Annotated in this window: 10 protein-coding genes; 1 reads left to right on the top strand and 9 read right to left on the bottom strand. The window is 57.0% G+C overall.

All coding sequences use genetic code 11. The features are described from left to right. Positions 1-20: 20 nt before the first annotated feature. Positions 21-3,521 carry a DNA polymerase III subunit alpha gene (gene dnaE / locus WBC85_RS12630; RefSeq protein WP_424437660.1) on the top strand — a complete coding sequence of 1,167 codons (3,501 nt, stop codon included), beginning with the start codon at positions 21-23 and terminating at the stop codon, positions 3,519-3,521. Here dnaE and WBC85_RS12625 read toward each other — a convergent pair. The 9 genes from WBC85_RS12625 to WBC85_RS12585 are packed head-to-tail and all read right to left on the bottom strand — an operon-like array spanning position 3,518 to position 12,792. Then, entirely contained in the window at positions 3,518-4,867 is a 1,350-nt protein-coding gene (locus WBC85_RS12625; RefSeq protein ID WP_424437657.1) for a tetratricopeptide repeat protein, read from the bottom strand. The two genes, dnaE and WBC85_RS12625, sit on opposite strands and share 4 nt — an antisense overlap. Further along, positions 4,854-5,663 carry an alpha/beta fold hydrolase gene (locus tag WBC85_RS12620; RefSeq protein ID WP_424437654.1) on the bottom strand — a complete coding sequence of 270 codons (810 nt, stop codon included), beginning with the start codon at positions 5,661-5,663 and terminating at the stop codon, positions 4,854-4,856. The genes WBC85_RS12625 and WBC85_RS12620 overlap by 14 nt, the downstream gene beginning before the upstream one ends. Before the next feature lie 3 nt (positions 5,664-5,666). Beyond that, entirely contained in the window at positions 5,667-6,671 is a 1,005-nt protein-coding gene (locus tag WBC85_RS12615; protein ID WP_424437651.1) for a P1 family peptidase, read from the bottom strand. A 48-nt stretch (positions 6,672-6,719) separates the two neighbouring features. Next, complete coding sequence (locus tag WBC85_RS12610; protein WP_424437648.1) at positions 6,720-7,460, bottom strand: SDR family oxidoreductase; 741 nt, start codon at positions 7,458-7,460, stop codon at positions 6,720-6,722. Continuing rightward, the gene (locus WBC85_RS12605; protein ID WP_424437645.1) at positions 7,444-7,953 is read right to left on the bottom strand and encodes a hypothetical protein; all 510 of its coding nucleotides are present in this window, start codon (positions 7,951-7,953) and stop codon (positions 7,444-7,446) included. Before WBC85_RS12605 ends, WBC85_RS12610 begins: the two co-directional genes overlap by 17 nt. A gap of 34 nt (positions 7,954-7,987) precedes the next feature. Next, a complete protein-coding gene (locus WBC85_RS12600) occupies positions 7,988-9,442 on the bottom strand; it encodes an aldehyde dehydrogenase family protein (protein WP_424437642.1) in 1,455 nt (484 codons plus the stop codon). Next, on the bottom strand, positions 9,429-11,033 hold the full coding sequence (locus tag WBC85_RS12595) for an ABC transporter ATP-binding protein (protein ID WP_424437639.1): 1,605 nt from the start codon (positions 11,031-11,033) through the stop codon (positions 9,429-9,431). The genes WBC85_RS12600 and WBC85_RS12595 overlap by 14 nt, the downstream gene beginning before the upstream one ends. Next, a complete protein-coding gene (locus tag WBC85_RS12590) occupies positions 11,030-11,848 on the bottom strand; it encodes an ABC transporter permease (protein WP_424437636.1) in 819 nt (272 codons plus the stop codon). The genes WBC85_RS12595 and WBC85_RS12590 overlap by 4 nt, the downstream gene beginning before the upstream one ends. After that, the gene (locus WBC85_RS12585) at positions 11,845-12,792 is read right to left on the bottom strand and encodes an ABC transporter permease (RefSeq protein ID WP_424437633.1); all 948 of its coding nucleotides are present in this window, start codon (positions 12,790-12,792) and stop codon (positions 11,845-11,847) included. The genes WBC85_RS12590 and WBC85_RS12585 overlap by 4 nt, the downstream gene beginning before the upstream one ends. Positions 12,793-12,891: the final 99 nt, after the last annotated feature.

Below are 12,891 nucleotides of genomic sequence, written 5' to 3'. Positions count from 1 at the left end.
CCACATCATATCGTCACGCTATGACAAATGCCCCCCGATTCATTCACCTGCGCACCCATACCGAGTATTCGCTTCTTGAAGGCGCGCTCAGGCTGAAAAAACTGCCCGATCTGTGTAAGTCCATGGACATGCCCGCTGTTGCGGTCACCGATACGAACAACCTTTTTGCTGCGCTTGAATTCTCGATTGGCGCATCGGGTGCGGGCATCCAGCCAATCATCGGCTGTCAGGTCGATCTGGCCTATCTTGCGGCGCAACCGGGTGAACGCGCAAAAATTCCTGCGCCGCTTGTTTTGCTGGCTCAGAACGAAACTGGGTATGAGAACCTGATGAAGCTGAACAGCTGCCTTTACATCGATAAAGGCGGCCAGCTTCCGCAAGTGACGATGGATGAATTGGACACTTACAGCGCTGGGCTGATCTGTCTGTCAGGCGGGCCAGAGGGCGCGATTGGCAAGCTGCTGCAAGGCGGGCAACGCCCTGCGGCAGAGGCATTGATGGATCGTTTGCACAGCGCATTCGGGGACCGCCTTTATGTCGAATTGCAGCGTCACCCGGGCGATGGCGGGCAGCCGGAAGCGGAACGCTTGACCGAACGCGGTTTTGTCGAAATGGCCTATGCCAAAGGTATTCCGCTGGTCGCGACCAACGATGTCTATTTTCCCAAAACGTCGATGTATGAGGCCCATGATGCACTGATCTGCATTTCCGAAGGGGCCTATGTCGATCAACAAGACCCGCGCCGCAAACTCACGGCGCAGCACTACTTCAAATCGCAGCAAGAGATGGTGACGCTGTTCGCTGACCTGCCAGAAGCGATTGAGAACACCGTCGAAATTGCCAAGCGCTGTGCGTTTCAGGCCTACCGCCGTGACCCGATCTTGCCGAAATTCGCCGATGACGAGGTCGCCGAACTGCGCCGCATCGCCAATGATGGCCTGCAAAAGCGCCTTGCTGTGATTCCGCATGCGGCCTCGGTCGAGGAGTACCAAAAGCGGCTGGATTTCGAGCTAGGCATCATCGAAGGGATGGGCTTTCCTGGTTACTTCCTGATCGTTGCGGACTTTATCCAATGGGCCAAGGATCACGATATTCCTGTGGGCCCGGGCCGTGGTTCGGGTGCGGGTTCGCTCGTGGCTTATGCGCTGACGATCACCGATCTTGATCCGCTGCGCTATTCGCTACTGTTTGAGCGCTTCCTCAATCCCGAACGTGTCTCGATGCCGGATTTCGACATCGATTTCTGCATGGATCGCCGCGAAGAGGTGATCCAATACGTGCAACGCAAATACGGGCGCGATAAAGTCGGTCAGATCATCACCTTCGGTGCCCTGCTTTCAAAAGCAGCCGTGCGCGATATCGGGCGTGTGTTGCAGATGCCTTACGGCCAAGTGGACCGCCTGTCCAAAATGATCCCCGTCGAGGGTGTTAAGCCCGTGAGCATCGAAAAAGCGCTCGCCGACGAACCGCGCCTGCGTGAAGAAGCGCGCAATGAGGAAGTGGTCAAACGCCTGCTTGATTACGGGCAGCAGGTGGAAGGCCTGCTCAGAAACGCCTCGACCCACGCGGCTGGCGTTGTGATTGGCGATCGTCCTTTGGATGCACTGGTGCCGCTCTATCAAGATCCGCGCTCTGACATGCCGGCGACCCAGTTCAACATGAAATGGGTGGAACAAGCGGGCCTTGTTAAGTTCGACTTCCTGGGTCTGAAAACCCTGACCGTCATCCAGAACGCAATGGAGCAGATTACAGCAAGCGGGCGAAAGCTTCACATTGCTGCGGATGGCACCGAACTCTACACCCCGCCAGAGGGGACGGTGGACGACATTGGCGCGATCCCGCTGGATGACGAAAAAAGCTACAAGCTTTATTCCTCTGCCAAGACTGTCGCGGTGTTTCAGGTGGAAAGCTCGGGCATGATGGATGCCCTGAAGCGGATGAAACCGACCTGTATCGAGGACATCGTTGCCCTTGTTGCGCTTTATCGCCCGGGCCCGATGGAGAACATCCCGACCTATTGCGAGGTGAAGAACGGTCTGAAAGAGCGCGAATCCGTGCATCCGCTGATCGACCATATCTTGGAGGAAACCCAAGGCATTATCGTCTACCAGGAACAGGTGATGCAGATCGCGCAGGTCATGGCGGGCTACTCGCTTGGCGGTGCGGACCTTTTGCGCCGTGCCATGGGTAAGAAGATCGCCGAGGAAATGGCCAAGGAACGGCCCAAATTCGAAACGGGTGCAAAAGAAAACGGCGTGCCTGCAAAGAAGGCTTCTGAGGTGTTCGACCTGCTGGAGAAGTTCGCCAACTACGGCTTTAACAAGTCCCACGCGGCGGCCTATGCAGTGGTCAGTTATCAAACTGCATGGCTGAAAGCGAACCATCCCGTTGAGTTTATGGCGGGTGTGATGAATTGCGATATCCATCTAACCGATAAGCTGGCGGTTTATTTTGAAGAGGTCAAAAAGGGCCTTGATCTGCCATGGGTGCCGCCCTGTGTGAACCGCTCTGATGCGACGTTCAAAGTTGTTGATGGCGCGCTCGTTTATGCGATGGGTGCGTTGAAGAACGTCGGAGTCGAGGCAATGAAGTTGGTGGTTGAAGGGCGCGGCGACAAACCATTCGCAACACTTTTTGATCTTGCGCGACGCGTTGATCTGAAACGCGTTGGCAAACGGCCTTTGGAAATGTTGGCGCGCTCCGGTGCATTCGATCAGCTTGATCCGAACCGCCGCCGCGTGTTCGATAGCCTTGATGGCTTGGTAAACTATTCCAGCGCGATATTTGAGCAGAAGAATTCCAATCAGGTGTCCCTGTTTGGCGAAGCGGGCGATGATCTACCCGAACCACGCTTGTCCCCTGTTCAGGATTGGATGCCTGCCGAACGTCTCAACGAAGAATTCCGCGCAGTCGGATTTTATATGTCAGGCCATCCGCTCGATGACTACATGGCACCGCTCAAACGCAAGGGCGTGATGACATTGGACGAAGTCACGGCGAAGGCAGAAAACGGCGCGTTGGTGGCAAAGTTGGCGGGCGTTGTTGCAGGGTGCCAAGAACGCAAATCCGCGCGCGGCAATCGTTTTGCGTTCGCGCAGCTCAGCGACACGACGGGTGCTTACGAGGTGACGCTTTTCTCTGACACATTGGACAAATGCCGCGACTATCTGGAAACAGGCGCGAAGGTTGTGGTCACAGTAGAGGCCACGATGGAAAGCGATCAGCTAAAACTGCTTGGCCGCTCGGTTGCGCCGGTTGATGTGGCTGTTGCGGATGCAGGACAAACCGCGCTGCGCATATTCGTCGAAAATTCTGGGGCCGTTCCCAATATCGCGTCTGTTCTTAGCCGCGCGCAGGAAACGGTGAAACAGGGCGCGCGTGGACCTGTTATGCTGTGTCTGATGGATGCCGGGCTACCCGGTGAAGTCGAGGTCGATCTGGGCAGAGAATTCCCTGTGACACCCCAGATCAAAGGCGCGCTAAAAAGCCTTGATGGCGTGATGCAGGTTGAAGAGGTCTAGGCATAACTGCGCAAGCGGGCTTCCTTGGCGCGTTCCGGCTCGTCCATTTTGTCATAGACATCGGCCAGCATACGATTGAGAGGAATGCCCTTGGGATCGTATTTCAGACGCCGCTCCATCGTTTTGCGCGCTTGTTCGAGATGACCTGCTTTTACCAGCGCATCCAGATGCACCTGCGCAAATAGATCGCGCTGGGCGTGGCTGCCGCCGATCTCTGTCAGGCGTTTCAAGGCGGGGCCAAGTCGGGCGACAGTCACGTCATATTCCCCGCGCGCATGGGCCAACAGCCCCTTGCAAGCGGGCATCGCCACCTCCTGCCAGGCGCCTTGCTCAAAACCGGGTGTCGCGGCCTTTTCGCGAACCGCATTCATCAAAACCTCTGCCGCAGGGCTATCTGCGCGCCCCAGTGCATAAAGGTACTGCATTGTCAGGAACGGCAAAGTCGTGTCGGCCCCGCGCATTTCGATATGTTTGGCGACATCGTCCCAGCGATCGCCAACGTCGATCCCCGCGAGTTCCATCCGTGCCAGCAAGGACGCAGCGCCGACCTGGTCTTGTGCGAAACTTTTCTCCAATCCCCAGACATGGGCATCATAGGTCGCCAGCACTTTTTCAGGCTGCCCGAGCGAGATGTAGAATAGCGCCAAGTGCCACCAGTTGTGTGCATACATGAAGCTGTTGAGCCCTTCCCAACGCGGCGCTTGTTCCTCCATGAAAGCGGTGCCCTCAATCACGCGCCCTTGCGTAAGCATGACGTGGGCAATCGCGTGATGTGCCCATGCGTCATTGGGCTCGATCTCCATTGCGCGGCGCGCACTGGCTTCGGCTTGCTCCAGATTGTGACATTGCTCATGGCCAAAGGCGATCATGCCGTGGATGTAGGGATCGCTATTTGCAGCTGGCATGGCTTTCATCGCGACGTCCAGCATCGCGGGAGAGTCGCCGATGTTGAAATAGAGGTACTGCGCGAGTTTGATAATCACCAGATCGCGCGGATAGGCATCCGCATGGGCTTCGCACAGTTGCATAACCTTCGGCACATCGCCCGCGGTCCAAGTGGCGGCGATCTGAACACAAGAGGCTTCACGCGGGTTCAACAGCGCCGCAGCTTTTGCGTTCGCGATGTAGGGGGCAGCCTTTTGCGCCGCAACGGGGGCCTCCAGAAACATCCAGAGCATACCCGCGTAAGCGTTAATCAATGCGTTGTCTGGATGTGCCTCTGCCGCCGCAAGAATATTTGCGGCTTTGGGTTGATAAGCGAGAAATCCGTGAACAAAATCATCGATGGCCTGCGTTGTTTCTGACGTTTCGCTTGATAGGGCGTTGCCAAATCTATCCGTTGTCATCGCTATGCTCCTTCAAAAAGGGAATGAGGGCGTCTAGTGCTGCTTGCGGCGCATCCCAGTGTATCGAATGTCCTGCGTTCGGCACTGTTTGAATGTCAGCTTGGGGTATTTGCGAGAGCAGGTCCAGCGCTTCGCCATGCGGCACGATCAGATCATTCTGCGCCAGCAGGGCCAGCGTCGGCACGGAAATGCGCTTGGTTAGACCGCTTGGATCATAGCGTTTCAGCGCATTAAGCTGATGCTGCATGGCGTCCAAAGATTGCGCATGCGGATAAGCAAGACTTGCAGCGATCGCGCCTTCAATCTGCACTGGATTGTCAAAGAAAGCGTGATGGAAAAGCCAAGGGAAAAGGCTGCGAAGCCATAGCCCCTCTGGGCCGTTGGCGCGTACGTCGCAAAAGGTTTGGAACAGATGCCACGAGCGCGGCAAGTTCATCGGTGCGCTACATAACAGGTTCAGCGAGGCGATGCGTTCGGGCGCAAGCACTGCGAGCTCTGCCGCGATATAGCCGCCCATGGAATGACCCGCGATTTGGACACGAGGCAGATCGAGATGATCCATCAATGCGAGGATATCTTTGGCGTTCTGCTGTGGAGAGGTCGGTGCGAGGGCAGGGGTGGTGCGCCCTGTGCTGCGGTTGTCCGGGCGAATAACAGTGAAATGCTGCGCGAGAGGTTGAACAAGTGCACCCCAGCTGGCGCTGTCGCTGAGCATCCCCGCCGCAAGAACAAGGGGCGGACCACTGCCGTCGATTTCATAGTGAAAGGCGATGTCGTCCAGCTTTTTCGATGGCATGGCCTAGCCCCCGTTTTTTTCACGCCACGTTGGCAAAAGATCATTCTCGGCGGGTCTGGCCTCATAGACAGCGCGGGCAATTGCACGGCTCACGCAAAGCGCGGCTGCATGGCCGATCATAGCAAGTTCAAAATCGGGGGTGGCCAGTTCGATCGTGCCCGTCGTGGTCGAGAAGATCAGATCGCCGTCCATAGGCGTATGGGCCGGCATGCAGGCACGGGCGATCCCGTCGTGGGCCGCTATGGCAATGCGTTTGCATTGGGCTTTGCCAAGTTTCGCATCTGTTGCGACAATGCCGATTGTCGTGTTGGCCTGACGCATCATCGCAGTGATCTTGTCGGACTTAAGATCGCGTCCGAGACCTGATCGCGGATCGGGACCAAGACCGCCAAACTCACCATCAATTTCGAAGGGCGCTGCCCAGAAATGTTTCTCGCCCGGAGTGGTGACGGAACCAATTGGATTGGCGATCATCAACGCACCGACCGTGACGCCGTTTTCCAGAACCAGCGAGGCAGAGCCGACCCCCCCTTTGAGCATGGCGCTCATGGCACCGATGCCAGCGCCGTGCGAGCCGAGGGCGAACCTGTTGCCGGCGTTGCGCAAAGCGTCTGCGCCAAGCGAGAGATAGGGCGACGTGGTCCATTCTTTATCGCCGCCATTGATAAGATCGAAAATGATCGCAGCAGGTACAATTGGCACGCGTGCGGTGTGAACAGGAAACCCCCGTCCTTGATCGCGCAGGCCCTGCATCACACCGCTGGCTGCATCCAAGCCGAAAGCCGAGCCGCCCGAAAGCACAAACGCATCGACACCAGGCGCAGATTTATCCGGGTCCAGTAAATCGGTTTCGCGGCTACCGGGCGCGCCGCCCATGACATGGACCGAAGAGGTTAGCGGTTGATCCGAAGTGAGCACAGTCGTGCCCGATTTCAGTGCGGTGCAATGAGCATGGCCAACTTTGAGGCCATTCACATCAGTGATTAGATTTTTTGGGCCTGGTTGCATAGTCTGGTTGCCTTCGGCGAGAGTTTATTTGGCAAAATGAAGCAGGGATCAGATGCAGCGGCCGCCGTCGACTTCCATGCAGACACCTGTAATCATGCTGGCCTCGTCAGAGCAGAGGAAGCTGGCAGCATTGCCCATATCCTCGGGCGTGGAAAAGCGGCCAAGGGGAATGGTAGAGAGGAATTGCGCGCGCCGCTCGGGAGTGTCTTCGCCCATGAAGGATGCAAGTAGCGGGGTTTCACCAGCAACAGGATTCAACGCGTTGACGCGAATGCCGGATGGGGCAAGCTCGACAGCCATGGTTTTGGTTGCCGTGTTCATCCAGCCCTTGGAGGCGTTGTACCAATTGAGGTTGGGTCGCGGGCTGACACCTGCTGTTGAGGCGACATTCAGGATCGCGCCACTTTTGCGCGACTTCATGTGAGTGATGAATGCCTGAGCAATAAGATAGACGGATTTGCAATTTACGTTGAAGACGCGGTCAAAATCGCTTTCGCTGATCGTTTCCATTGGCGCTGGCAAGTGGGTAACACCTGCGTTGTTCACGATGATGTCGACGTGGCCCAAGCTTTCCAGCGCCTGTTTTGCCATCGCCTGTACGCTTTTGGCATTGCCAACATCAACGGTGCAGGCGACGCCGCCAATTTCCACAGCAATTGCCGCGGCAGCGTCAGCATTGATATCCGCAGCCATAACGCGCGCGCCCTCGGCGGCGAATTTACGGGCAATACCTGCGCCAAAGCCCGAACCCGCACCTGTGACGATAGCGGTTTTATTCTGAAGTCTCATAGGGGTCTCCTTGGGATGTGCGCGGCTCGCGGGCGCGCCACATGACATAAAGTGCAGCGAGGCCACCAAGGGCACCGCCGAAGTAGCTGGCTTCGTGCATGATCGCCGCCCGCACGAAACCGATCGGATCAGAGAAAGCGTCGATCATTGGCAAATACCCGATAAGCGCGTTGATATCGGCGATATGTCCGAAGGCAAGGCCAACGAATGAGCCGATGGCGGCAACGGAAAGGGCGACGCCAATGGCGCGCAGGCCAGCGTAGAAATAGCGCCGGCGCCCCCTTTGGGTGAACGCGCCTAGCAGGAAGGCGGGAATGCCGATGACCAGGCCCATCCACCAGCTTGCCAAAGCGCCAACAAGGGATGCGCCAAAGCGGTTTTGAAACATCGGATCAATGGCGAACTGCGCGAATTTCACATCGTAGAAATAGCTTGCACCGACGGTAAAGCTGATCTGATTGTGCAGCGCCCCAAAGGCGGCCGAAGCAAACATAGCGCAAAAGCAAAGTAGGATGAAAACCGCTGCCCTAGCCATGTTTTGCAGCCACCGTTTTGAGGGTAGAAAAACCGTAGAGCGCCTCGAAACCTTTTTCGCGGCCATGGCCCGATTTTCCGATGCCGCCGAAAGGAAGTTCCACACCTCCGCCTGCACCGTAGTTGTTGATGAAAACCTGGCCGGATTTCAGCGCTTTAGCGAGTCGCAACTGGCGCGCCCCATTTTCTGTCCAGATACTGGCAACCAGACCGTAATCCGTTCCATTGGCGATAGCGAGCGCTTGCGCCTCATCATCAAAGGGAATGACAACTTGGACCGGACCAAAGATCTCCTGCTGCGCCAAAGCATGTTCGGGGTCGGGGCAAAGCAACAAATGGGGCGCAACATAGGCCCCCGCGCCGGGCGCTGTGTCGATGATTTGACCTTTGGCTGCAACCTTCAGATCGGCACCCTTTTCCAGGAACCCTAAAACGATTTCCTTTTGGCGGGCCGAGATGAGGGGGCCGACATGGTGATCCCCGAGCGCTGGGCCAACTGTGAGCGCTGCGTATCGCTTTGACATGGCGGCAACGACCTCGTCATAGCGGCTGCGCTGGACGAGGATGCGTGAAGAGGCCGAGCAGGTTTGCCCCGCGTTCTGGATGCCGGCGTTGACGAGGAACGGCAGGGCTTCGTCAAGGTTGGCATCTTCAAATACGAGTTGCGGAGACTTTCCACCAAGCTCGAGCGTTACCGGAATGACGTTTGCACCCGCAGCCTGCTGAATGAGCGCGCCCGTGGCCACCGAGCCTGTGAATGAGATATGTTGCACGCCATTGTGCGACGAAAGCGCGGCACCGGCTTCGGCCCCAAGCCCCGGAACAACGTTCAATGCCCCGTCAGGAAGACCAGCAGCACGTGCGATTTCGGCGAACATGAGCGCCGTGAGGCAAGCCTCTTCTGCGGGTTTCAGAACAGCAGCGTTGCCCATTGCCAGCGCAGCCCCGACAGAGCGGCCGATGATCTGCATTGGGTAATTCCACGGCACGATGTGTCCTGTGACGCCATGCGGTTCGCGCAAAGTATAGACCGTATAGCCATCAAGGTAGGGAATGGTTTCGCCGTGGATTTTGTCCGCGGCACCGCCGTAGAATTCCATGTAGCGGGCCAGCGCGATGGCGTCCGCGCGCGCCTGGCTTAGGGGTTTGCCGACATCGCGCGCTTCGAGTTCGGCAAGTAGATCAACATGCTCTAGCACCAGTTGGCCGATACGCGTTAACATGCGGCCGCGCTCTAACGCAGTGAAACGGCCCCATTCACCGTCTAGCGCGGCTTGCGCTGCGGTGACTGCGGCGTTGATATCCTCGCTTTGTCCGCGTGCAATCCGGGTCAATTCACTGCCATCAGAGGGATCGATCAAGGCAAGCGTGCCGCCTTTGGCGGGCGGGCGCCAACTGCCACCGATAAGACAATGGGATGGATCGAACGGGAGATCAGGCAGGGACATCGGCACTGGCTTTCGTTTGGGGAAGGGTTGGCGCAGCGGCGATCAGGCTGGCCGTGTAGGGATGTTGCGGATTGCCGAAGACTTGCTTGGTTTCGCCGTCTTCGACGATTTTTCCGTTTTTCATAACCAGCACGCGATCTGTGATGGTGCGCACGACGGAAAGATCGTGGCTGATGAATAAATAGCTGAGGTCATGGCTTTGGGTCAGCTCTGCTATGAGATCTAGGATCTGTGCGCGGATCGAAACATCCAATGCGCTGACCGCTTCGTCAAAGATAATCAGTTCGGGACGGATTATCAGCGCACGTGCAATGGCGATGCGCTGGCGTTGTCCGCCCGAGAAAGCATGAATGTATTTGTCCGCGTCCGAGGGATGCAAGCCAACTGCAATCAGCGCCTCTGAAATGCGGTTTGTGCGTTCAATTCCTTGGGGTGGTTCGGGCAGTAAGTGAAATGGCTCGGTAATAATACGCGCGACTTTGTGGCGTGGATTGAAGCTTCCGTAGGGGTCTTGAAACACGACCTGTAAGCCAGAGCGCAGCGCGGCAGGCATATCGGGGCCGACCTCTTGCCCGAAGGCAGTGATCGAGCCGCTTTGTAGCGGCTCCAGGCCAAGAATTGCGCGCGTGAGTGTAGATTTCCCGCAGCCGCTTTCGCCGACTAGACCGATGCGCTCGCCCTTGCTTAGGGTAAAAGAAATGCCATCAACTGCACGGGTGAATTCACGCGGTGCGAATAGCTTTGTGCGCGGTTTGGGGTAGTCGCGAACGGCTTTATCCACGACAAGCAAGGCTGTTTCAGGTGTAGGCGCTTTTGGCAGATTTACTTCATGCGCAGATGCTTCAAACAATGCACGCGTGTACGGGTGTTGCATGTTGGCAAAAAGTGCACGGGTTTCGCCCGTTTCCACCACTTCCCCATGTCGCATGACGGCAATTCTATCGGCTATGTCGGACACCACAGCAAGATCATGCGTGATTATCAACAATCCCATGCCGAAGTCGTCAACAAGGTCTTTTAGCAGGTCAAGAATTTGCGCTTGGGTGGTGACATCCAGGGCGGTTGTTGGCTCGTCCGCGATGAGAAGGCGAGGGCGCAAGGCAATGGCCATGGCAATGACAACGCGCTGGCGCTGGCCGCCAGATAGCTCATGCGGAAAACGGGCGAGTTTGTATTGCGCAGGGGGAAGGCCGACCCGGGTGAGGGTTTCTTCGGCTTTGATACGGGCTTCGTCGCGGCTGGCATCGGTGTGCAGCAGGATGGTTTCCATCACCTGATCGCCGATGGTTTTCAGCGGGTTCAGCGCGGTCATCGGCTCCTGAAAGACCATACCGATGTCATTGCCTCTAAGATCACACATCGTGCGATCAGGCGCATTCACAAGCTCGGTGCCATCCAGTTTGATTGAACCCGTCGTCACCGTTCCGCGCGGCAAAAGCTGCATGACGGAAAACGCGGTCAGTGATTTGCCCGAGCCACTTTCCCCGGTAATCGCGAGAATTTCTCCTTGCGCTACCTCAAGGCTCACACCTTTCAGGATCGGCTTTGCGTGAATGCTCAGATCAAGGTTTTCGATTGCTAAAAGGCTCATGTGCGATCCACCCTGATGCGTGGATCAAGCAGATCGCGCAGTCCGTCGCCCATGAGGTTGAGGCCGAGCACCGTCAGAATGATTGCACCGCCGGGGATCAACGCCAGATGAGGGGCAAAGCTGACCATCGTCTGTGCATCGGCAAGCATCCGGCCCCAGCTTGGCAGCGGGGGCTGTGCGCCAAGGCCGACATAAGACAGGCCCGCTTCAGCGAGGATGCCGAGCGAGAACTGGATCGTGCCCTGAACGATCAGAAGGTTGGTGACATTGGGCAGGATGTGTTCCAGAGAAATGCGAGATTTGCCTTTACCCGCCACGCGCGCCGCCATGATGAATTCGCGTTGCCAAAGCGGCAACGCAGCACCGCGTGTCAGCCGCGCGAACACCGGTATATTGAAAATGCCGATCGCAATGATTGCATTCACTGCACCAGGGCCGAAAACAGCAGTGATCAAGATTGCGATGACAAGCGAAGGGAAGGCGAATACCAGATCATTGCCGCGCATGATAACTTCGTCGAGCAGACTGCCCTGACGCGCAGCAGCGGCCAGACCAAGCGGCACGCCGATGCCCATACCGATACCAACAGCAACCAGCGCAACGGCGATAGAAGTGCGCGCACCGACCATTATCATTGAAAAGATATCGCGACCAAAGTGATCCGTGCCAAGCCAGTGGGTTCCGTTCGGAGTTTTAAGTTTAGCCGGAATATTCATCTGGGTGACGTCAAAAGGCGTCCAGACGAAACTTATCAGCGCAGCGGCTATGAACAGGGCTGAAAGAGCCGCGCCGATGATAAGATTGCGCGATTTCATGTGCGTGATCTCAGTCGCGGATCAACCCACGCATAGGCGAGGTCGACGAAAAAGTTCACCATGATAACGGCGAAGACCAGAAGCATAACAACGCTTTCCACAACAATCAGATCGCGCTGGGAAATGGATTGAAAGACAAGGCGTCCAAGGCCGGGCAGGTAGAAAACCTGCTCGATGATGATCGAACCCGCGAGCAGGAAAGAGAATTGCAAGCCGATGATCGTCAGAACGGGAATAAGCGCGTTTCGAAGCGCATGATGCCAGAGCGCTTGGCGCTGTGACAGGCCTTTTGCGCGGGCGGTACGGATGAAATCCTCGTTCAGAATATCAAGCAGTGATGAGCGCATAACGCGCGCCAGAATTGCGGCTTGGGGCAGGGCCAGTGCAATGGCGGGAAGCGTTAGCGCCTTGAGGCCCGCGAACAGACCTTCGTCCCAGCCCGGGAATCCACCCGCCGAGAACCAGCGCAGGTTGATGGCGAAGACCAGAACCAGCATCATCGCGAACCAGAAATTCGGAATTGCGACGCCAAGTTGCGTGGCCCCCATGACGGCCACATCCCCCGGTGCGCCGCGTTTTGAGGCGGCATAGATGCCGGCGGGAAAGGCGATCATTGTGGAAAGCGCCAGCGCAAACAGAGCAAGCGGTAGCGACACCCAAAGGCGGTCCGCCACCATCTGCGCCACGGGCGTGCGGTATGTGTAGGAGGTCCCGAAATCACCCTGCAGCATGCCTGTTGTCCAGGTGAGGTATCGCTCTAACTTGCTCTGGTTCAGGCCCAATTCATCGCGAAGCGCGTTTAACGTATCTTCCTGCGCGTTGATACCAAGCATGAAGCTTGCAGGATCACCCGGAGCAACCTCGATCACCAGAAAGATGACAAGGCTGGCAATGATCAAGCTGATCACAAGTGACAGGAGTCGTTTGAGGCTATAGCGCAGCATGGTGTTACGCTAGGCGAGCTCGCGGGAAGCGTCCAGAGGCCAAAGCCAGCCGGAAACGATTGAATTAAGATTTGCGTTGGTATCGATACAACCTTGACG

The organism is Planktotalea sp. (assembly GCF_049680325.1).
GTDB lineage: Bacteria > Pseudomonadota > Alphaproteobacteria > Rhodobacterales > Rhodobacteraceae > Planktotalea.
Note: the sequence above shows the minus strand (reverse complement) of the source record. Positions and strands in the feature narration are given on the sequence as shown.